Here is a 21,229-nt window from a genome sequence, read left to right as displayed (position 1 = left end):
TTTTTTATTTTCACGCAAAATCATACGTTTTCTATAATTTCAATCATGCGTATTCATTAATCGTCGCAGAAGGAACTAATCAGTGCGAATTGCCACAATCACCAACTGGGCCTATAGCGCGACGGTATGTCTGACCATCGCCTCCGGTATTGTCATGCTGATGGCATCCAGCGCCGATAACACCGAACGCCAGGTGGTAGAGCAGCGTTATCAATTCGATCAGTTGACCGAAGAAGTGGAGCTTGACGCCTGGTCTCTGTCCGACCTGGCGCGCGACTATGTTATTGCAAAAGATCCTGAGGTGCTCAACGCCTACCGTCAGAAAGAAGCGTCGCTGAAAGCCGTTGAGCATCGTCTGTCGAAGCTCAAAGACCTTGGTGCAACGGATGAAGAGCTGGCGCTATTGCACGAAGGGCTGCAGATTGTGGATGCTCTGCAGGATGAGCAGGCCGAGGCGCTTGCCAGCGTCGCGCGTGGAGAAGAGTCGCAGGCCATCACCCTGCTGTACGGGAAAGCCTATGAACAGGAACTGGAGCGAGCCCAGGACCGTATAGATCATTTCCGCCAGTTACTCGATAGCCGCGTACGCAACACGATTGAAGATGCAACCCAGTCATCCCGCATGCTGCGGACGGCCTCTGAAGTGATGGTCGGTCTGACGGCGCTGCTGTTTTTATTCGTTCTCGGTTTCATTTTAAAGCGTCGTGTCCTGCGCCCCGTCGTGCGTTTGAGCGATGTCGTAAACCGTCTCGCATCGCAGGATTATGCCGTTGAGACGCCCAGCTTTAACCAGATAGACGAAATAGGCGACATGGCACAGGCGATCCGGATATTCCGCGAGAACGGTCTGGCTCGTCAGAGACTGGAGAGGGAGCGAGATGTCGACTGGGCAATCCGCGATCTGCTGGCACGTATGACGCAGCGTCTGCAGGGCTGCGAGAATTTTGCCGATGTCATCAATGTGGCGGAACTGTTTGCACCGAATATTGCCCCAGGTATTGCCGGGCGGCTTTACATACTGGACCGGGAACCCTGGCAAATGCGCTGCGTTGCACAATGGCTCTCACCGCAGGGTAAAGCGGATGCGTTCCACCCGGACGAATGCTGGGCTGTGCGCCGCGGCCAGAGCCACCCTCCGGTACAAGGTGAACCAGATATCGCCTGCTACCATCTGCCGGATTCATGCCAGCAACATACCCTGTGCGTTCCGCTGATTGCCCAAGGAGAAGCCATCGGTCTGCTCTCATTCCAGAACCTTAGCGATGATTCCACCCCTTCTCGTGCGTATCTGGAGCTAATGGCAGAAGCACTCGGCCTCGCATTAGCCAACCAGCGTCTGCGTGACGCCCTGCTGGAGAAAGCGCTCTACGATCCGCTAACTGGTCTGCGTAACCGTCATCATCTGGAAGATACCTTACGTACTCAGATGAGCCAGGCCGTACGCAACAAGGAGCCGATCAGTTGCCTGATGATCGATATCGACCATTTTAAAAATATTAACGATCGCTTTGGTCACGAGGCGGGAGACAGCGTGATAAAAAGTATCGCCGCCACCATTCAGCGCGTGGTTCACGACAGCGGCATGGCCTTCCGCTATGGCGGTGAGGAGTTTCTGGTGCTGCTGGCCAATACGGATGAACAGGCCGCCAACCGCCTTGCGACGGATATTTATAACGGCGTACGCGAACTGTCGCTGCACTTTGGCGTCTCTGAAATTGGTCACGTCGATGTCTCTATTGGCGTAGCCAGCTATCCGCAGCACGCCCAGAGCGACAACCTGCTGCGTGCTGCAGACGTGGCGCTGTATCGCGCTAAAGAGCTGGGACGTTCGCGCATCGTGAGCTTTGGCATGCTGGAGGCCAGTTGAACATGGCTTTACCTCAACGCCAGGCGGTGATATGTTAATTCAATGAACACAAAACACGATATCACCGCTTTTAATTACAACCTGTGGTGGCTGCCTTCTTAAAGGCGGTCAGAATGTGTTTTTCCCATTTTTAGATAACCGCCGAAAGGCGGTTATTTGCATTTAGAGACCCCTTTCGGTTTTATGACTAAGGAGTCTTACATGAACAATAAAACCATCATCCTCACTGGCGATCGTCCCACCGGCCCGCTGCATCTTGGCCATTATGTGGGGTCATTGCGCCAGCGCGCCGCGCTGCAACATGATTATCGGCAGTTTATATTGGTGGCTGACCTGCAAGGACTAACCGATAACGGCAGCACACCGCAAAAGATCCGCGACAATATTCCCGAGGTACTTGCCGACTATCTTGCCGCAGGAATAGATCCTTCACTGACCACTATTTGTTTGCAATCGGCCCTGCCTGCCCTTGCGGAATTGACCGCGCTTTATATGAATATCGTCACCGTGGCTCGCGTAGAGCGTAATCCTACGGTTAAAAACGAAATTGCGCAGAAAGGGTTTGCCCGCTCGTTACCGGTTGGTTTTCTGGTTTATCCCATCAGTCAGGCGGCAGATATTACGGCCTTCAAAGCCGAAGTGGTTCCCGTCGGCGACGATCAGTTGCCAATGATTGAACAGACTAATGAAATCGTGCACAAGATGAATAGCCTGTTATCGGCCCCCGTCTTATCGCACTGCAAAGCGCTGCTGAGTGAAACCAGCCGCCTACCAGGGATCGACGGGAATGCCAAAATGTCAAAATCGCTTGGTAACACATTGCTCCTGTCAGCCAGCGAAGAAACCATTCATCACGCGGTCAGTGCAATGTACACCGACCCCAATCATCTGAAAGTATCCGACCCGGGGCAAATCGACGGCAATATGGTATTCACTTACCTCGACGCTTTTCATCCGGATAAAGCAAAAGTGGCGGAGATGAAAGCGCATTACCAACGGGGTGGACTGGGTGACCGGACATGCAAAAACGAGCTGGAGGTGTGCTTGCAGGAACTCATCGCCCCAATGCGCGAGCTGCGGGCAACCTATATTCAGGATAAAGGCATGCTGATGGCGATGCTCAAAAAAGGAAGCGAACAGGCGCACGAGATCACGCAGCAGACATTAAGAGAAGTGAAGCAAGGGCTGGGTTTACCGGTGTTCTGATCTCGAGTTGCAACAGGAGCGATAAATAAGGATGACTCCCGTCTGAATGCCACCGCCGGGAGTTATCAGAAACTGGCTCACGTTTTTCGACCAAACCCAGGGTAAAAATCAATCTCCCTTAACCCGCTGAAAAATCTTGTCCCGATACGCATCAAGATGATGTTTTTGCAGATAACGCTCCACCTCCGTAGCCCATTGGGTTCCCTCGCCGAGAGTAGCGCGGCTATGTGTTGACGCGTAAAGATATCGTCTGTCATAGAGGCTAATCAGCGTCTGATTTACCGCATTGACACTGTAGTTGGGATTGTTAGCCAGCTGCTTTTCCAGCGACTGAACGATGCGCAGCTGATTGACGGCATCGGCTGGATATTCCTTTTCAGTAAGCCCGCTCAGCACCAGAAACAAAGGGGGGATCTGCTTTTCAATCGCCGCCTGTAATCGATAATGCCCATCGAGGATTACATAAGATCCTAATCCGGCGATATACCAGACCAGTATCGGTGGCAACGTCCCCTCTCGGCATTTTTTACGCCACCATTTTAACCGCCCCGTATTGGGTTGAATGGCATAACGTCCAAGCAGTAAATAACCTCCCCACCACCAGTCAACCAATCTGACGTTTTCCGGCTGCGTCAGAACAGGGAAATCTTCACCGTACAGCGTCCACTGGCAGTTAATATTTTCAGTGCTTTCTGGCGCTGCGAAACGCCAGTTTTCTAACGCAACGGATTGGGGACTGGAATAGCGTGATGAACGTTGAATCGGTAACATCGGTCTTATCAACCAACGCTGCGGTGGAAGTAACGGTGCTGGCGCATTCATTAACTGACGAACAAAATACCGGCACCATTCGCCGATCCACATCAGCTCGCCTTTGGCTTTTATCCGTTCAATGTCTTCAGAGGTCACCGCAGGTAGCATCACCTGACTCCGTGGATGATCTGCATTAAAAACCAGCCAGACGCCGGAATGATCTTCAAGCATTGAAGCCCAGAATAACGGCTCTCCGGCAAGCCGCAATGCCATACGTCCAAAATGGCCACTGAGCATTTCCATCGCGGGCTCAGTTCTTTGATTTTCTTTGAAGGTCAGTTCCAACCCTTGCCACTGGTTATTACGATCAACCAGGTCTTTCCACCAATAATCTGTCATTGCCGCCTTCCCTGAGTAACGGGTTAATATCCCATGACCTTCACCATCGGTCAGCAAGTGTATGCTGCGTTCAGAATAAGATGTATTGTGCCAGAATCCAACCAATCTATTGATAAGTCGCGTCAATCCCCCCTCCAGGAAGAGGGATGATTAACGTCAGTATGAGGTACGTCTGTATTGACGATACTGCGGATGCCAACACTAAAGGCAATAGTTTTTGTTACTTCCTGAATATTGTTTAAGTTGCTGTGTAATGATTTAAGTGATTTGATGTAGCCCCCTGAAACACCGGACAGTAGCTGTATCTCCAGATAAGAGATAGGCTTGAATATATGTCTAACACTAACGCCAATTTTGAGATGACCGGGATCCTGTTAGGGCAAGAAGTCCGTAAACGTAAAACTCCTCAGGAGAAGATCGCCATTATCCAGCAGACGATGGAGCCGGGTATGAATGTCTCCCATGTCGCCCGCCTGCATGGTATCCAGCCCAGCCTGCTGTTTAAGTGGAAGAAGCAATATCAGGAAGGCAGCCTCACCGCCGTTGCGGCTGGAGAGGAAGTCGTTCCTGCTTCTGAGCTTACTGCTGCTCTGAAGCAGGTCCGGGAGCTTCAGCGCCTTCTGGGCAAGAAAACGATGGAAGTTGAGATCCTGAAAGAAGCCGTGGAGTACGGTCAGTCGCGAAAATGGATAGCGCACGCGCCCTTGTTGCCAAAGGACGGGGAATAGCCATGGTCAGCCGGACCATGGGCGTGTCGCGTGCGCAACTGTCACTGCGGATTAACCGTTCTGCCGACTGGCAGGACAGGCGCTGTAACCGGCGTAATGAAGAAGCAGACGCAGAAATACTGTCGGCTATCCTCAACATTATCAGCGATATGCCGAGTTATGGTTATCGACGCGTGTGGGGCATCCTGCGCAAGCAACGTCGCACAGAGGGACAGCCACCTGTGAATGCCAAACGGCTTTACAGGATAATGAGCGAGCATAACCTGTTGTTGTTGCATCACAAACCAGAGCGACCGAAGCGTGAACATAAGGGCAAGATAGCGGTGGCAGAAAGCGATATGCGCTGGTGTTCAGATGGCTTCGAGTTCGGCTGCGACAACGGCGAAAAACTGCGGGTAACGTTCGCGCTGGACTGCTGCGACCGTGAGGCCATAGACTGGGCAGCAAGCACGGGAGGCTATGACAGTTCGACCGTGCAGGATGTGATGCTGAGGTCGGTGGAAAAGCGCTTCGGCGACAGGTTGCCCGACACAGCGGTGCAGTGGCTGACGGATAACGGTTCAGCGTATACCGCGTATGAAACGCGGAGGTTCGCGAGAGAGCTGAATCTGGAGCCCTGCACAACAGCGGTGAGCAGCCCGCAGAGTAATGGCATGGCCGAACGGTTCGTGAAAACGATGAAAGAAGACTATATCGCGTTCATGCCAAAACCGGATGTGAGAACAGCACTGCGAAACCTTGCAGTAGCGTTCACGCATTACAATGAAAACCACCCGCACAGCGCGCTGGGATATCACTCCCCGAGGGAATACCGGCGGCAGCGGACATCGTTAACTTAAGATACAAAAGCTGTTCGGAGATGGAGGGTCAAGATCAATGATTTAAGTGATTCCAGCACGCAGGAATGCAAAACATCACGCAGTTTAACAATCAGGTGTGATTCGCCCAGTGCACAGCCTGAATAAAAAACACGCCGCAAAATCAACAAAATATAATCAACTTTCTTAATTACTCTGCAATTACACAGAAAAAAAACAATCAGTCGTAAACTCAAATACATACATATATATCAGTAAGATAAGAAATTGCAGGGACAGTTAATAGCGGGGTATAGCAGCTATTAATGTGTCCCTTTTCATGTCCCTGCCCCAAAAATGCCCCCAAATCTGCCCCCAAAATCACGCCCTCAAGTGTGGTAAAACCACTCCAAAACCATATAGGTCATTCATTCCTCACATTTACATATTCCCAAAGCTCATTTCGAGCCATCGCACATATTTCAGTCTTCAAGCTGTTGTATGCCTGTCTTTTGCACATCACATTCTCATCACCGATTTAATCATCCGTACTTATGGCCTTCAACTAATCAAATCTCACGTGAAAAACAGTGCCCCTCTTACGACTGTTTAATGCCAACAGAGGACGTTATGCTAATCAATAACAACGTAGTCGGGCTGGTGAATACGTTTAGCCAATTTCTTTTGCAATACCATGACCATCAGGGGAAACCCGGTCGCAGCTAATGCGCATACTGCCAGCAATCGGTCTAAGTTCTGTGTTGTTATGCCGTGGTCGGGTAGTAATAAGGACGACAAAAAGAATGCAAAAGTTGTTATCAGGGACATTATCGCAGTCTGTAATGAAGAAAAACTGGCACGTTGTTCATCCGCTGGATACTGGATCGTAACCGAAGATGATGAAACCAGCCGACTATACGAAGCACCAAGAAATAAAGTAATAAAGAGAACTGCGTTATGATAACCGGCTGCAGGGATCAGTAAACTTAGGACAAAAAGTAGCGTTGAGATTGTTGACAGCATTAGAGCGGAAAAACGCGATGTCAGAACACCTGTTATTTTTGTAGACAGATAACCTGCAATCCCTCCGCTTAAGAACAGCAAAGGCAGTTGGTTTTGTTGTGCTCCCAAATAATGGGTCATCAATGGGGTCAAAATGGGAATGATCAACATTGAGCTAAACTGTACCAGTGCATTACAAGATGCGAAAAGCAGGGTTTGAGCATCAATTGATAGCTTGTTCTTAGCACGTGATTGAGCTGAATCCTTGGGAATAAAATAGGCTATAAGTGGTAAAGAGAGTAGACACAGAAAGCTGATTGACCACAGAGAAATATGCCAACCATAGTGTGTACAAAAATATATTATCGCTGGCATACCAACGATACTTACCATTGAAAATGATGCAATTACTGTTGCTAACATTTTCCCGCGCATGTTAACAGGAGAATAGTTTATCAAGATACTCGTCCCCACTCCCATCGTTGTACCACCAACTAATCCTGCACAAAATCGCAGAGCCAATAGCGCGTCAAAATTTGTTGTAAATGTAGACACAAACGTTAGCGTTCCCAGCAGCAGCATGTTCTGGATTAAGAATCGCTTTTTATCAAATCGATCTACCCAATAAAAAGCAGCAACACCGGAAAGAACCGAGCCTAATGTGTACATGCCGGAGACATATCCAGAAAATGAAACCGGAACCGAAAACGCCTCTGCCATAAAGGAAAAAATAGGTGTGAACGCCATGTACTCCAATGCATTAGTAAACTGGATAAAGGCGATGATGATGGCTATCCGAATTAGGGTTTTATGATTAAAAATCTGAGTAACCTGTGGCATAACAAGCAACCAATAAGAGAAGGATGCCAAAAGGTTATCTGCTATCAATAATCAGCATAAGATGGTAAAAGTGGTATGTATTATTATCAAATATGGGATTTACTATGCGTCCGGCTCTCGACTTTATTACCCTGAAAGTGTTCATTGCCGTGGTTGAAAGGGAAAGTTTCGTTGGCGCAGCCAAAGCCCTTGAAATGCCGACATCAAACGTAAGTCGTTGTATTTCTCAGTTAGAAGAAAAGTTGAACCTACAGCTTATCGAGCGCAGCACACGCCACATGAAGCTCACCCAGGCGGGGCAGCTGCTCTACACGCGAGCAAGACCACTGCTTGAAGCCCTTGAACAAACGGAGTCTGAATTAACGCAAGGACAGGTCCAACTCAAAGGTCCATTACGTATCTGTATTCCCAATGAAATAGGCCCAGCATTGCTGGGTTCTGTTATTGCCGATTTCGCCTGTCAGCATCCAGATGTGGAGATCAGCTGTGTCACAAATTTGTCAGGCCTCGAATCTCTACGAGAGGATCTTGATTTAGCAATCATTGTGAGCCGTGGTCAGCTAGATGACAGTGACTATATCGCCCGTCACCTGGTTACGATCCCTTGCACCATTGTTGCAGCTCCCTCCGTCATTCGGCGTTATGGTGCCCCTTCTCATATCCGACAATTTGAAACATTACCCTGCATTACAACAGTAAGCGCACTGAAAGGGGCTCCCTGGCAATTCGTCAGTGCAAAAGGTAGGTTTGAGACAATTGCAGTTAAAGGACATTATCGGGTAAACAGCGGAGAAATGGCAGGGCGAGCGGCGGTAGCGGGTGTCGGTTTTGCTATTCTCTCGAAACAAGCCTGCCAACCCTATATCAACGATGGGCGACTCATCGAGATTGTGCTTAACCAGTCGGCAGCCCCATTGCACTTGTTTGCGCTTTATTCCAATCGACGCTACTTGCCCGCGAAAACAAGAGTACTTATTGATTTTATACATCAGAAGCTGAGCCATCTCCCCCTGGTAACGTAAGACCGTGAGCAGCCCCCACAAATTAACTTCCGCAGTTCGCTCGCTGCGGACCTTCAACTCAGTTAGCTTGTCCGCAGTGTGCCAGGAGCGGACGTTACACGTTGTTTCACACTAATCATAGTACTCAATTGAGATAATACATTTTTTATCTTATCCCCTGACTACGTATTATTTAGTCAGGGGAAGAGTCAAATCCATAAGATGAAATCTTCCATTTCATCATAGTTCTTAATAATGGCACGGACCTCTTTTTCATCATCGCTTAAGCAATCTAATAAATTATCCCATTCGCTTTGTTTTTTTCCAAATCCGTATACTTGCTCAATATCCCCTGACTTCCAAATATATATTCCATCACTCTTTAATTTATCATGAATTTTTTTGATTGAGGCTTTTACTTCATGATGATTGCAGATTTTTATAAAGTCTTTGCTTGAACTGCTTTTTAGTGAGTCTATAGAAATAATGGGGTTAGTAAGTTGCAAGCTTTGTGGATCAGACAAATTGGTTAAAGATGAGAGTAATTCATCGCATTCACTACTTAATACTTCATTATGAGAGGTTGTCAGTAGTATTGATAGAAAATCGCAATCGGCAAGGATTCGCGTTCTTATACCTATTGAATTGATAACATTGGCCATTTTCAAAAGACTGCCTTTGCCATCTACAGCTACAATACTTGTCTTGGTAGGGTTGAGTTCATTGTTTCTAATTTTTTTATAAAGTGCGCATAAAACATTCGTTTCTGTTTTGCCCTCGACTAATAAAACTTCTTCTGAAAATAAGAAAAATGATGAATTAGATAAGGTAAATGCAGAGTGAAGTTGTGGTGAGGATGCCTCATATAATTCTTGTATTTTTTCCGAAATGGTTTTCCGGGCTATAGTACCTTCGGAACTTTTAAAGACCTGTATAGCATTGCAGGCATGTTTTGCTGAGAGCATGCTGGCCGAGTGAGTTGAGATGATGACTTGGAATCCAAGATCGCTTAAAGCAACCAGAGATTCTCTCACAGAGTTTATGGCAGATGGATGTAAGTATAACTCTGGTTCATCAATGAAAATAAGAGTGTTTGATTTTTTTGTATCATCGCTTCTTTTCTTAATATCAGCTAAATATTGAATCAAAGCCATCTGTATTGAACGCTGTGTACCATGGCCGAATCGGCTGATGTCTTGCATTATTGAGGAACCAGCTCGTTCTTCAAATACTTTCAAGGTTCCTGATTTGAATATTTCATCCAGAGTGGGGGTAGGAAAGTGTAGTTTCACACTCACATCGGGGAAAAACTGATTTACTTTCTGACTAACGCCACTGTCTATTTTGTTCAAACCATCCAACCTAGTAGAACCATCATGAGCAAGATATTTACCGATTTCCGAGATGTTTTCAGAGAATTTTACTTCATATTCTTTTTTTATTTCGCTAACAATTGCAGCTAATATTTTCGCGATTGTTGTACCGGCTTTATTTTTGGTTGCATCTTCTACAGCATCAGACATCGCAGGAATATGAATTGGTTCAGGGAAAAGATTCGAGATAGCGCCATCGATTCCACCAGGATTTTTTTTCCATGTGGTACCATCAAAAACCTCAAGTGTTTTTTTGACTTTTAACTTATCACCATCAACAACTTCTCTGTCCTGCTTTCTTGCAAACCTCAAAGTTTTATCTATGATGAATGGTGCAATTTTTTGCTGATTTTCTTCGCTAAGTAACGTCAGCGTATCATCAGTAATCCCTTCAATGACTCCCTCTACTCGCACTGGATTTTGTGGGTCGTACATATCAGCATCGCTTAGTAGGGAGCCATCTAAGAGCCATTTTATAGCCAATATAATATTTGATTTACCTGCGTTATTATAGCCGACCAATGCTGTATATGGCCTTAGAAAAGCTTCGGTGTATTTGCAAGACCTGAAGTTAGTTATTGATACTTTATTCAATCGAACTGTCATTATATTATCCTTGTTCTAATCTCATTTGGGTCTAACCAACAGTTGTTTCATCATAGTTTCTGCTTGAACTTTATCGATAATCTAACTTCGCGACCAAGGATACAATGAGCTGAATCACAGCCCGGTTAAAACGTCTGTTTTTCGCTCATGAGGGACAGCCATACTCAGATCACCCACATTTCAGGAGATTTGAGTATGAACACATCACCGTGGAACAAAGACCGTATCATCGGCCAAAAAAGACCACTTCAGATATCTCATATCTGGGGGTTCCGAATCAGGCTTGAACTGGAAGGTAAAACGCGCGATTTGGCTCTGTTCAATATGGCCCTAGATAGTAAGCTTCGAGGCTGTGATCTGGTAAAACTCAAAGTATCTGATGTTGCATATGGTAGCTCTGTTTCAAGCAGAGCTACGGTGCTACAACAGAAAACCGGCAGCCCTGTCCAATTTGAGATAACCAAAGGGACAAGAGAGGCTGTTTCTGCATTGATAAAGCTTGGCAATTTACACAGTAAAGACTACCTGTTCCGATCTCGGGTCGGTACTAACCAACACATATCACCCCGGCAATACAACCGAATTTTTCATGGGTGGCTAGCAAAAATTGGTCTCGAAGATTCGCTTTACAGTACACATTCCATGAGAAGAACAAAACCTTACCTGATCTACAAGAAAACTAAGAATCTTCGTGTGATTCAACTCCTGTTAGGTCATAAGAAACTGGAAAGCACGGTCCGTTATCTGGGCATTGAAGTCGATGATGCGTTAGAGATTTCTGAATCGATTGAAGTCTAAGGTTGTCAGGGCTGCAACAGCAGCCCTGTGCCAAGAGCGGAATTTTCGCGCCTATCAAGAGATGGCCAACTTCAGTTTGTCAATAGAGAGGATATACTGCAAAGTATATGATGTCACCTATGGTTCGGTAGCCAAATTCACTATGCCACAACAATCGGCTCTGAACTTGCCAATGAAATCCAAGGTATCCACAACATAAGGATTACTGGGGTGACGGTGCTTTGTGCTGTTCTGTACCTAGCTCGCGAGGCTGAACCGGGAAACTGATGTAAATAATAATTAAGTTCAATGTTAAGGATTAAAATGTTTAGAATAAATTCAATCATGAACGACAGTCGAGACAAGGTAAGAGTCCATGACTTTAGTGAAGACTCACATAACAATTATTACACAATTCTCACTGGCGATAATGCAAGCGGCAAATCTAGTTTATTAAGTAAGGCTATAAATTTCTTTCTGTTTAGCAATGTAAATAACAACGATCGCAACCCCGCTGTTGAACTTGAATGTTTATCAGAGAGGAATCCTAGCAAAATCATTGCCATATGCAACTCAAAGTTTGATAGATTCACATCCAATAAAATCCTCAATGATAAATTAAATAATAAAGAAGCAACTCAAATTACAATGAGTTACATTCACCCAGAGGTAAATGACAATACCAGGAGAGGGATATCGGGTATTGTTGACCAATGCATTAAAAATTCATTGCGTCATAAAAACATAAGAGGTTTGCAAGACGCTAATAGAGTGAAAGAAGCATTTATGATGTTTGGGTTGCAATCTGATTTGCACCTTAAGTGTACTTTGAATACACAAAACATAAAGTATGTCTTGTCTATATTAAGCAGTCTGGTTAATGGTGGGGTGATACTGTCTGACGAAGGTATTACGCATACCAAGAAAATTGATTATTCAAAAAACGAAGAGTTGAAAAATAAAAACTTCAAGTTGGACAAGTCTATTGAAATTATTTTAAGAGAAAGTGAATATAAAAACCATTTGGATGGATTATACGACACGTTGCTAATGTTAGATGCAGGGAAGTTTACACAGGGAAATTTTAGTAGTATATATTTTTCTGTTGCAGAAGGAACAATTAGCACGGAATCTAAATATCTATTTGATGATCTAAATGAAGCTGAAATAATTAATATTTTATTTGTATTGGATGTGATTAATGTTTCTGATATTCAGGTTATGCATCTTAACTCAAAAAAAGAAGTCAACATAGTTTCACTGAGTTCTGGGCAGAGAACATTATTCGGCAATGCAATTGTATTAAGTGGATATGTAGAAAAAAACTGCATGATATGTATTGACGAACCAGAGAATAGTTTACATCCTGAATGGCAACTTAATTTTATGCGTTTCATCTCTCTTTTATGCCCCGACACTCTTGAAGCTCATATACTTATTGCGACGCATTCACCTCAAATTATTTCTGGTATGCAGTTTGATAATGGTTGTGTGCTGTCCCTAGAAAATAGAGATAATTTTGATTCAATAATAAGAAAAGAAAACAAATATGAAGAAGATGGGTTTTATGAACTACAGCCTTTGAAAGCCTATAGAGAGCAGTCTGCTGGAAAACAACTTACAGGTGTTTTTAAAAGCCCTGGGTATAAAAATGACTTTATCATAAAAAAATTACTCTTAATACTGTCTAAGATATCAAAAAAAATCGCTCTTACAAAAGATGATAATGAATTTATGGACGAAATCAGCATACTCATTGATAAAAAGAGAATACCGGAAGGAGACCCTGTACAACTGATATTCAAGCAGATCCTTAGCTTTGAGTATGCAAGGAACTCTGATGATTAATAGACCTATTGTATACAGCGCAACAGCTCAGGAATTTGTAGATACATTCAATGGAGACGCCTCGCATTGGGATGGTACGTGCGCAGTGCGTAAAGCCTTCCGAAAAGAAGTTAGAGATTATCATCGCGATGAACAAGAGTTCACATGTCCCTATTGTGGGAGATTAAGAGAAGAATTTCATGGTGGGCAATGGGATATTGATCATATTATCCCCAAATCTTCTTACCCACAATATCTCTACACCCCAAGAAATCTTGCTGTTACGTGCAAAGACTGTAATACGCATAAATCCAAAAAAAATCCACTACTAATTACACTCGACAGCGGAGCACCCTACCCTGAGAATACTGTGTCTTACAAAATAATACATCCGCATTTTGACTCTTACAATGAACATATTACGCTAAGAAAAGATAAAAAAGGTCGATCATATCATGAAGTAATTACAGATAAAGGCCGCGAAACTTTCCTTATGTGCAATTTGATTCGGTTCAGCGAAGTGATTTGTGGCACCTCTGAGTTTATTCCTGAGTTGGGAACTGAAATTGGTATCACTAATAGCTTTAGTGAGTCAGTTCAAGTATGGTTGGCGGATTATGACGATCTAAATCCTGTCGATGCGGAAATCGCCTTACAGGCTCTGATGCAAAAAATAAGCCTGCGTTGACACCTAGTCAATTGGAAAGATAACAGACAGTGTAGTGAAAAGTAGTAATGGGCGTGTTAAGCTAATTTTATTTAGCTATTTAGGGAGCGAAATGCTCCCGCTTATTAATATACAGTAAAGTTAGTGACGTTTTCATCTGGCAGTAAGAAAGCCGCAAACTTCCGCTCCTCGCTCACAGCGGACCTTCAACTCAGTTAGCTTGTCCGCTGTGAGCCATAAGCGGTGACTTGCTCCCCGTTGATTAATACACCGCGATATTAGTAATGTCTTCATAAGCCACATGAGGACATCCCCATGAAGAAGCGTTTTTCCGACGAACAGATCATCAGTATCCTCCGCGAGGCTGAAGCCGGGGTTTTGGCCCGGGAACTCTGCCGCAAGCATGCCATTTCAGACGCCACCTTTTACACCTGGCGCAAGAAGTTCGGCGGCATGGAAGTTCCCGAAGTGAAGCGGCTCAAGTCGCTTGAAGAGGAGAACGCCCGCCTCAAGAAACTACTTGCCGAAGCCATGCTGGATAAGGAGGCACTTCAGGTGGCTCTGGGGCGAAAGTACTGACGACAGGCCAGAAGCGGGAAGCCGTTGAGTTTATGTGTGATGCGACCGGTCTGTCGCAACGTCGTGCCTGCAGGCTTAAGATTTGTCCCTGTCGACCTGCCGCTATGAGGCTCAGCGTCCGGCAGCTGATGCGCATTTATCAGGGTGCATCACTGAACTGGCACTGGAGCGCAGGCGTTTTGGCTACCGCCGCATCTGGCAGCTGCTGCGTCGGGAGGGCCTTCACGTCAATCACAAGCGGGTATACCGTATTTACCACCTTAATGGACTGAGCGTAAAACGCAGACGACGCCGTAAAGGGCTGGCACCGAACGGTTTCCGCTTCTGCACCCGGATGCGCCGAACCTGACATGGTCGATGGATTTCGTTATGGACGCACTGGCCAACGGTCGGAGGATCAAGTGCCTGACCTGTGTGGATGATTTCACGAAGGAGTGTCTGAATGAACACTGGTTCAGCGATATTCTTCATTGCCGGAAAACGATTAATGACTGGCGGCAGGATTATAACGAGTGCCGTCCCCATTCATCGCTGGATTACCAGACACCAGCTGAATTCGCAACGGGCTGGAGAAACAGTAAATATGAAGAAAAACCAACCGACGTTACTAACTGAAGGTTGTATCTAATCCTGGGGGCAGGTCAGCGGATGTTGACAGTTATAGCTTATTTCCACAAACGGGGAGCGGATTAAAGCCGGGCATTAGCGTATGGCAGGATGGAAAAAGTTAGTAGTATCATTTCATTCAGTATGGGATTTCAACATTGCAGATACCGTCAGTCCGTCATAATCCCAAACTAGTTGCAGTTGTCAGGCAATTCCAATGTTTGAGGACAAGATATCAATCAGGGCACATGTATTAGCTGTGAGCCCTCCCTTACGCCATATCAGTTCCGTTGTTATTTGGCTGTTTTCACTTTCAAAGGGATGGATTGTGATGAGTTCCCGTGTCGGAAACGTATCGAGGATTGGTGTTGGTATCACGCCCGCCCCCATTCCTGCACTGACGCCGCCCAGAATGGCATGGTAGGAAGACATTTCTGCAAGCCTGTAAGGTCTGATCCCTGCCTCTCTGAACCAGGTTGTTAGCCGGTCGCGATAGGAGCAGCCGTCACTGAATACCAGCAACGTTGTGTGAGTCAAATCGGCAGCAGCATGTATCGGCGGGAAATTTGCTGCGGCGATAATAACCAGTTCTTCTTTGTAAACAGCCATGCGTTCCAGTCTGTCATCAGCCGGTGCGTCAGCAATGAAGGCTGCATCAAGTTCGTGACTAAGCACTGCATCGAGCAATGTGCGGCTTATCCCGGTAACCAGCTCCACCGACACTGATTGATGTTGCTGGTAGAGGCGCGCCAGCGGCTCTGGCAACCTTGTTGCAGCCATACTGTCGAGAGCGCCCAATCTGAACCGACCACCAGGGACCGGCTTCACCATCTGCTGTTCTGCTAAAGTAACCAGCTCGATAATCTTCAGTGCATTGTCATAAAGCATCTGGCCTTCATTTGTCGGAAGAAACCGACGACCAGATTTTACAAACAGTGTGGTACCAAGCTGGCTCTCCAGGTTCTGAACTCGAGTGGTGATTGCTGAGGGGACTCGGCAAAGCACATTTGCTGCTGCAGTAATGGTACCTGTTTCTACCAGTGCTATGATGGTTCGGAAGTCGGTTATATCCATAAATTCACCATAATTGAAAATTAGATTCTATTTTATTCAATTGAAATGAATCTACATGTTTTTTAATTTATTTACTCCATTTAAATAGCTACCAGCCCCAGTTAGCCTCAACCACTTGTTGTTCCTGGCAAGATTGTCACGGTTGATTAATACGGGAGCTTTTGAGGGTAAAATGAAGAAACTTGGATTAATCGGCGGTACCGGACCTGAATCAACATTGCTCTACTATCGCAAATTTGTTTATGAAGCTAACAAAAGAATTGGCGATACATTCTTTCCGTCTCTAACTATTGAAAGTATCAACGTATATGACGTCCTGTCTATGTGTGGAAGGGAAGATTATGAAGCGCTGACGAAGTACCTGGCAAAGGCTGTCGGGAATCTGGTGGCCGCAGGGGCTGAAGTCGTCGCCTTGACTGGTAACACACCACATATCGTCTTCAATGAACTCCAGTCGTGTACCACAGTTCCGCTCGTCAGCATTATAGAGTCCACTTGTGCAGAAGTTCAGACTCAGGGCCTGAAGAAAGTCGGGCTGGTAGGGACAAGATTTACAATGGAGGCTGACTTCTTCAAACGGCCTTTCACTGAAGCTGGCATTCAGGTGGTCATCCCGCATGGTGATGAGATTGATTACATCGCAGATAAAATCCACGATGAACTCGAAAGAGGCATTATAAAGCCACAGACGCGAGACAAGTTTACCGCTGTAATTGAACGGATGTGTCAGGATGAAGGCATTGAGGCCATCATCCTGGGATGCACAGAGCTTCCCCTTTTGTTCGTGGGTACAGAGTTACCTGTTAAAGCACTGGATACGGTTGATATTCACATTGAGACGTTGTTTAAAGCTCTTCAGTAGCATTTAACATGAGTGTTTCGGAAACAACAGGGAGCGACCTGCTCTCTGTTGTTTAACACACCACGATTCGAAGTGGATCAGCGAAATGAATGCGGATCAGGTAAGCATGCTGAACAGCAGGATGCCGACCCAAATGCCCCCATTATGCCCCCAGCGCACAGCCTGAATAAAAAACACGCTGCAAAATCAACAAAATATAGTCAACTTGCTTAATTACTCTGCAATCGCGTGAGATCAGGAAGAAAAATGCCATTTCCCTCTTGCCTCATTCGGTCTGTGCCGCTAATATTCGTCCCCGTTGTCACCTACAACGTTGCGTTCATAGCTCAGTTGGTTAGAGCACCACCTTGACATGGTGGGGGTCGTTGGTTCGAGTCCAATTGAACGCACCATCTTGCGTCCGTAGCTCAGTTGGTTAGAGCACCACCTTGACATGGTGGGGGTCGGTGGTTCGAGTCCACTCGGACGCACCAAATCATCTCTTCGATTTGGTGCTATTTCCCCTCAAAACTATCGTTTATCTTCAGTTTTATCATTTCCTACGTTGCTACAATAGCAATGCGTTAAATCATTCTAAATTCCATGCTCAACGCGTATCATTCATCTTCTTCGTATAATGTCTTTCGTCAGAGCCCGGATACCATGCCCTCTTCCATTCTCCTGTTCGCCGCGGGCAGTTTACGCCCAGCATTTACCCCGCTGATAAGCCAGTTCACGCGCATGAGTGGAATAGACGTCAAGATTGAATATGGTCCGGCCGGTTTACTGCGCGAGCGTATTGAAACGGGTGAACCGTGTGAGCTCTTTGCCTCCGCCAACCGGGAACATCCGCAAAACCTGCTGGTACGTAATAAAGCCGTCTCAACGCACACCTTTTGCTGGAACAAACTGAGCCTTGTCAGCAACCGAATCGGAACCTGGCTGGATTTACTCCGCGACCCAACGCTGCGACCAGGGACATCAACGCCCGGCTGCGACCCTTCCGGAGACTATACCTGGGCATTTTTCGACAATATGGATGTACTGGAACCAGGACTCGGGCGGCAACTTCGGGTGCGCGCTATCCCACTGGTTGGTGGCCGTGATACGGTAAAAATCCCGCAAGGAGAACTGGCGAGCGCCTGGATCCTGCGCCAGGGGCTGGCCGATCTGTTTATCGGTTACGCGCATTACGCACACGCGCTGCACGCGATGACCGACGTACATTACGTGGCTATTCCGGACGAGCACAATATTTGCTGCGAATACCAACTGGCGGTGCTTGATGCATCCAAAGAAGTCATGGCGCTGGTTGAATTCATACTTTCCCGCAGCGGTCAGGCGTTCCTTACCGCCGCAGGATTCTTACCGCTTAACGCCGAATAGAAAACAACGGTGCGATAAACGGCGTAGGGTGATTCTCCACGCTAAGTTTTCGCAGCGGTAAGCCATAGGCCAGAAACAGATTCTCTTCGGTCACAATGCTGTCCGTTGGCCCTGCCCGCCATTTACCTTCAGGGAGTAGCAGCAAAGTATGGGAAGCAACCTGCAACGCATGAAGCGGATCGTGGGTCGAAAAGAGAATGCTGCATCCCTGTTGATGGGCCAAATCGCTGATGAGCTGGAGCACCACCTGCTGATTGGCGAGATCCAGCGCGGAACACGGTTCATCAAGTAACAACGTTTGACACTCAGTCACCAGAGCCCGGGCAATCATCACTAACTGTTGCTGCCCGCCAGAAAGTGAGCCAAATGAGCTGGAGGCAAGATGCGCAATACTCAACTGCTCTAATGCCTGCATTGCTCTTTGTTGATCCTGCTGGCTGGGTTGCGCAAAAAGCTTCACGTGCTGTGCTCGCCCCATCAGCACCACATCGCTGACCGTATAAGGAAACGGTAGATGGCTATGCTGTGCCACAATTCCTATCCCACCGTTATTTTCAATACTCCCGCCTAAAGCAGGCAGCGTGCCGGTTAGCGTATCAAGCAGCGTACTTTTACCCAGACCGTTACGTCCAAGCACGGCCCAGATATCACCTTTCTGGCAACAGAACGTTAGCGGCTCAAATAGCGGCGCGCGATACCCATAAGAAAGCTGATTTACGCGCAGTGCGGCAGGTATCATGATTTCTCCCGACGGCTGGTACGAATGAGCAAGAAAGCAAACAACGGCGCACCGAACAATGCGGTGATGATCCCCAGCGGTATCTCCGCGTGCATCAGGGTGCGGGCAATATCATCCACGACAATCATAAAACCGCCCCCCAACCAGAAGGCACACGGCAGTAGACGACGATGATCAACGCCCACCAGCAAACGCGCCAGATGCGGAATAACCAACCCAACCCAGGCAATACTGCCGCTGACCGCCACCTGAGCGGCGACCAAAAATGCGCAGCACACCAAAACGCTGCGTCGCAGAGGAACCACCGTCACCCCCAGTGCTCTGGCATCTTTGTCATTGAGCGATAACAGGTTTATCCGCCAGCGTAGCTGGAACAAAACCGTCGCGGCGATACCGACTGGAACCGCCAATAGCAGTACTTTATGCCAGTTGGCCGTCGCGAAGCTGCCCAGCAGCCAGAACACAATATTAGGTAACGTCTCTTCGGTATCAGCCTGATATTGGATCAGGCTCACCAGCGCGGCAAAAAAGCCGCTCAAAATGATACCTGACAGGATCAACACCAGCGTATTCTCCAACCCCTGTAACGCAGCAACGGCATACACCAGGATCAATGCCGTCAGACCGAAGAAAAACGTTGACCCCATCATCAGCAAGGGCGAAAGACCGAGCAGGATGGCCAGCGTTCCGCCAAAGGCCGCCCCCGACGTCACACCGATAATATGCGGGTCGACCAGCGGATTATGAAATACTCCTTGCAACGTCGCCCCGCATAACCCCAGCGCGCCCCCCGCCAGCAGCGCCATCAGAATACGCGGTAATCTGACCGTCCAGATCACCTGGCTGGCTATTCCCTCAGCGTCGCTATAGTGCGTCAGGTGGTAAAACACCTCGCCTAACGACAGCGGATATTGTCCGAGGCATAGCGAACTGACGCCCAGCAACAGGACCACAACGATTAAGAGCGGTTGCTGGGGCAAAAAACGGTTACTTAGCTGCATCAGACTGCCAGTTCACACGATAAAAACGCTGATAGTAATCTTGCGCCTGCGCATCAACATCCACATCTTTATAGGCATCCGGATACAGTTTTTTGGCCATCCACAGTTCACCGATCGCCAACGCCTCCGGCATCGGATAGCCCCAGGCTTTGGCGTATTCAGGCATCAACCAGACACGATGATTTTTCACCGCATCAATCCCCTGCCAGTTCGAATCGTTTTGGATCTGAGTTACCACCTGCGGATAGCGATCCTGGACAAAAATCACCTGCGGGTTCCACGCTAATACCTGCTCCAGCGCAACCTGACGGGCCCCTTTCACACTGGCAGCCGCCACGTTTAATCCCCCCGCGTGCTGCATCATCAGTCCGGTGTACTTACCGGAACCGTAAGTCATCAGGTCGGGGTTAGCCATATAAATACGGACTTTTTGCGCATCCGGGATGTTTGCAACCGGCGCATTGAATTTTGCTCGTGCCGCAAAAACGTAGTCGATTAACGTTTCAGCCTGCGGTTTGCGCCCCACGACATCCGCAATCAGGCGAATACCCTGCTTTAACCCTTCGTTGTAGACCTGCTCTTCATCGGCCATAGTCGGGTTCATTTTATTCTGTTGCCCGTCGGCATCTTTGCGCAATGAGATAGCAACGACCGGAATACCGGCGTTCTGAATCTGCTGGATCATCTCCGCGGGCGCATAGTTGGCGACAAACACCACCTGTGGATGAATTGCCAGCAGGCTTTCAATGTTCACGCTGGTGAGATCGCCCGGCGTCGGCAATGTAGTAATCGTCGGCATAAAGCGCGCAAATTCAGGCCCGAGCTGTTTTTTCCAGCTCGACATCACGCCAACAATGTCCTGCTGCGCATTGAGCTGGACCAGAATATTCAACGTCTGGTGTTGCAGCACGACCACTTTGTCCACATGGTCAGGAATCGTGACCTGACGACCAAGCTGATCGGTGATCGTACGGTCGGCCTGAGCAGAAAACGCAAACAACATGCTGGCGCATACCAGCACAAAAGAGCGGAAAGTTAACATGGGATACCATCTGAATAGAGGAGTAAAAACGATATGCATTAAATTATATAACGTGATGACTGGCAACCCATTATCATCATGCAACGCACCAAACCCCACATTTAAGAGGGGTAAAAAT

16 protein-coding genes, 2 tRNA genes and 1 pseudogene are annotated in these 21,229 nt (G+C 47.1%); 12 read left to right on the top strand and 7 right to left on the bottom strand.

Annotated elements, in window-relative coordinates; translation table 11 throughout:
• Positions 1–82 precede the first annotated feature (82 nt).
• Together E6P06_RS14265 and trpS are read left to right on the top strand one after the other, a co-directional pair.
• On the top strand, positions 83–1,867 hold the full coding sequence (locus E6P06_RS14265) for a diguanylate cyclase (protein WP_139935364.1): 1,785 nt from the start codon (positions 83–85) through the stop codon (positions 1,865–1,867).
• A gap of 201 nt (positions 1,868–2,068) precedes the next feature.
• The gene (gene trpS / locus E6P06_RS14260; protein WP_139935363.1) at positions 2,069–3,073 is read left to right on the top strand and encodes a tryptophan--tRNA ligase; all 1,005 of its coding nucleotides are present in this window, start codon (positions 2,069–2,071) and stop codon (positions 3,071–3,073) included.
• Between the two features lie 108 nt (positions 3,074–3,181).
• Here the strand turns inward: trpS and E6P06_RS14255 are convergent, their stop codons facing one another.
• Positions 3,182–4,225: a hypothetical protein gene (locus E6P06_RS14255; protein ID WP_139935362.1), complete on the bottom strand. Its 1,044-nt coding sequence runs from the start codon at positions 4,223–4,225 to the stop codon at positions 3,182–3,184.
• A gap of 359 nt (positions 4,226–4,584) precedes the next feature.
• On the opposite strand from E6P06_RS14255, the gene E6P06_RS14250 reads away from it, so the two are divergent.
• Positions 4,585–5,792 (top strand): IS3 family transposase gene (locus E6P06_RS14250; protein ID WP_089617520.1). Its coding sequence is split into 2 segments (ribosomal slippage): positions 4,585–4,906 and positions 4,906–5,792, totalling 1,209 coding nucleotides; the frame shifts between segments, so codons are not numbered across the junction.
• Between the two features lie 591 nt (positions 5,793–6,383).
• Here the strand turns inward: E6P06_RS14250 and E6P06_RS14240 are convergent.
• Positions 6,384–7,592 carry an MFS transporter gene (locus tag E6P06_RS14240; protein WP_139935360.1) on the bottom strand — a complete coding sequence of 403 codons (1,209 nt, stop codon included), beginning with the start codon at positions 7,590–7,592 and terminating at the stop codon, positions 6,384–6,386.
• Between the two features lie 104 nt (positions 7,593–7,696).
• On the opposite strand from E6P06_RS14240, the gene E6P06_RS14235 reads away from it, so the two are divergent.
• Positions 7,697–8,614: a LysR family transcriptional regulator gene (locus E6P06_RS14235; RefSeq protein ID WP_106902826.1), complete on the top strand. Its 918-nt coding sequence runs from the start codon at positions 7,697–7,699 to the stop codon at positions 8,612–8,614.
• 188 nt (positions 8,615–8,802) lie between these two features.
• Here the strand turns inward: E6P06_RS14235 and E6P06_RS14230 are convergent, their stop codons facing one another.
• Positions 8,803–10,572, bottom strand: a complete 1,770-nt coding sequence (locus E6P06_RS14230) for an ATP-dependent endonuclease (RefSeq protein WP_016808123.1) — start codon at positions 10,570–10,572, stop codon at positions 8,803–8,805.
• A gap of 195 nt (positions 10,573–10,767) precedes the next feature.
• Here E6P06_RS14230 and E6P06_RS14225 point away from each other — a divergent pair, with 195 nt between their 5' ends.
• From E6P06_RS14225 to E6P06_RS14210, 4 genes and pseudogenes are all read left to right on the top strand, one after another.
• On the top strand, positions 10,768–11,370 hold the full coding sequence (locus tag E6P06_RS14225; RefSeq protein WP_139935359.1) for a site-specific integrase: 603 nt from the start codon (positions 10,768–10,770) through the stop codon (positions 11,368–11,370).
• 324 nt (positions 11,371–11,694) lie between these two features.
• Positions 11,695–13,197 carry an AAA family ATPase gene (locus E6P06_RS14220; protein ID WP_227536926.1) on the top strand — a complete coding sequence of 501 codons (1,503 nt, stop codon included), beginning with the start codon at positions 11,695–11,697 and terminating at the stop codon, positions 13,195–13,197.
• Positions 13,190–13,864: an HNH endonuclease gene (locus tag E6P06_RS14215; protein ID WP_016808126.1), complete on the top strand. Its 675-nt coding sequence runs from the start codon at positions 13,190–13,192 to the stop codon at positions 13,862–13,864. Before E6P06_RS14220 ends, E6P06_RS14215 begins: the two co-directional genes overlap by 8 nt.
• Positions 13,865–14,158: 294 nt before the next feature.
• Positions 14,159–15,037: pseudogene (locus tag E6P06_RS14210) on the top strand (IS3 family transposase).
• A 195-nt stretch (positions 15,038–15,232) separates the two neighbouring features.
• Here E6P06_RS14210 and E6P06_RS14205 read toward each other — a convergent pair.
• On the bottom strand, positions 15,233–16,102 hold the full coding sequence (locus E6P06_RS14205; RefSeq protein ID WP_139935358.1) for a LysR family transcriptional regulator: 870 nt from the start codon (positions 16,100–16,102) through the stop codon (positions 15,233–15,235).
• 172 nt (positions 16,103–16,274) lie between these two features.
• Between E6P06_RS14205 and E6P06_RS14200 the strand changes: the two genes are divergently transcribed.
• From E6P06_RS14200 to E6P06_RS14185, 4 genes are all read left to right on the top strand, one after another.
• Positions 16,275–16,964 carry an aspartate/glutamate racemase family protein gene (locus E6P06_RS14200; protein WP_106107326.1) on the top strand — a complete coding sequence of 230 codons (690 nt, stop codon included), beginning with the start codon at positions 16,275–16,277 and terminating at the stop codon, positions 16,962–16,964.
• Positions 16,965–17,279: 315 nt separating this feature from the next.
• A tRNA-Val gene (locus E6P06_RS14195) sits at positions 17,280–17,356 on the top strand.
• Positions 17,357–17,360: 4 nt separating this feature from the next.
• A tRNA-Val gene (locus E6P06_RS14190) sits at positions 17,361–17,437 on the top strand.
• 169 nt (positions 17,438–17,606) lie between these two features.
• The gene (locus E6P06_RS14185; RefSeq protein WP_139935357.1) at positions 17,607–18,329 is read left to right on the top strand and encodes a substrate-binding domain-containing protein; all 723 of its coding nucleotides are present in this window, start codon (positions 17,607–17,609) and stop codon (positions 18,327–18,329) included.
• Here E6P06_RS14185 and E6P06_RS14180 read toward each other — a convergent pair.
• From E6P06_RS14180 to E6P06_RS14170, 3 genes are read right to left on the bottom strand one after another with little or no spacing between them, the layout of a single operon-like run.
• On the bottom strand, positions 18,316–19,068 hold the full coding sequence (locus tag E6P06_RS14180; RefSeq protein WP_003836510.1) for an ABC transporter ATP-binding protein: 753 nt from the start codon (positions 19,066–19,068) through the stop codon (positions 18,316–18,318). The two genes, E6P06_RS14185 and E6P06_RS14180, sit on opposite strands and share 14 nt — an antisense overlap.
• On the bottom strand, positions 19,065–20,069 hold the full coding sequence (locus E6P06_RS14175) for an iron ABC transporter permease (RefSeq protein WP_139935356.1): 1,005 nt from the start codon (positions 20,067–20,069) through the stop codon (positions 19,065–19,067). The genes E6P06_RS14180 and E6P06_RS14175 overlap by 4 nt, the downstream gene beginning before the upstream one ends.
• Positions 20,056–21,111 carry an ABC transporter substrate-binding protein gene (locus tag E6P06_RS14170; protein ID WP_139935355.1) on the bottom strand — a complete coding sequence of 352 codons (1,056 nt, stop codon included), beginning with the start codon at positions 21,109–21,111 and terminating at the stop codon, positions 20,056–20,058. The genes E6P06_RS14175 and E6P06_RS14170 overlap by 14 nt, the downstream gene beginning before the upstream one ends.
• Positions 21,112–21,229: the final 118 nt, after the last annotated feature.

Origin of the sequence: Citrobacter sp. CF971, assembly GCF_006385635.1 — a bacterium.
GTDB lineage: Bacteria > Pseudomonadota > Gammaproteobacteria > Enterobacterales > Enterobacteriaceae > Citrobacter > Citrobacter freundii.
The sequence above is the reverse complement of the archived record's forward strand: the minus strand, read 5'-3'. Positions and strand labels throughout refer to the sequence as shown.

What these genes read in the sequence shown, in the direction of transcription:
- trpS (WP_139935363.1), top strand. Translation starts at nt 2,069, where the DNA reads ATGAACAATAAAACCATCATCCTCACTGGCGATCGTCCCACCGGCCCG.
- E6P06_RS14255 (WP_139935362.1), bottom strand. Translation starts at nt 4,225, where the DNA reads ATGACAGATTATTGGTGGAAAGACCTGGTTGATCGTAATAACCAGTGG.
- E6P06_RS14240 (WP_139935360.1), bottom strand. Translation starts at nt 7,592, where the DNA reads ATGCCACAGGTTACTCAGATTTTTAATCATAAAACCCTAATTCGGATA.
- E6P06_RS14235 (WP_106902826.1), top strand. Translation starts at nt 7,697, where the DNA reads ATGCGTCCGGCTCTCGACTTTATTACCCTGAAAGTGTTCATTGCCGTG.
- E6P06_RS14230 (WP_016808123.1), bottom strand. Translation starts at nt 10,572, where the DNA reads ATGACAGTTCGATTGAATAAAGTATCAATAACTAACTTCAGGTCTTGC.
- E6P06_RS14225 (WP_139935359.1), top strand. Translation starts at nt 10,768, where the DNA reads ATGAACACATCACCGTGGAACAAAGACCGTATCATCGGCCAAAAAAGA.
- E6P06_RS14220 (WP_227536926.1), top strand. Translation starts at nt 11,695, where the DNA reads ATGAACGACAGTCGAGACAAGGTAAGAGTCCATGACTTTAGTGAAGAC.
- E6P06_RS14215 (WP_016808126.1), top strand. Translation starts at nt 13,190, where the DNA reads ATGATTAATAGACCTATTGTATACAGCGCAACAGCTCAGGAATTTGTA.
- E6P06_RS14205 (WP_139935358.1), bottom strand. Translation starts at nt 16,102, where the DNA reads ATGGATATAACCGACTTCCGAACCATCATAGCACTGGTAGAAACAGGT.
- E6P06_RS14200 (WP_106107326.1), top strand. Translation starts at nt 16,275, where the DNA reads ATGAAGAAACTTGGATTAATCGGCGGTACCGGACCTGAATCAACATTG.
- E6P06_RS14185 (WP_139935357.1), top strand. Translation starts at nt 17,607, where the DNA reads ATGCCCTCTTCCATTCTCCTGTTCGCCGCGGGCAGTTTACGCCCAGCA.
- E6P06_RS14180 (WP_003836510.1), bottom strand. Translation starts at nt 19,068, where the DNA reads ATGATACCTGCCGCACTGCGCGTAAATCAGCTTTCTTATGGGTATCGC.
- E6P06_RS14175 (WP_139935356.1), bottom strand. Translation starts at nt 20,069, where the DNA reads ATGCAGCTAAGTAACCGTTTTTTGCCCCAGCAACCGCTCTTAATCGTT.
- E6P06_RS14170 (WP_139935355.1), bottom strand. Translation starts at nt 21,111, where the DNA reads ATGTTAACTTTCCGCTCTTTTGTGCTGGTATGCGCCAGCATGTTGTTT.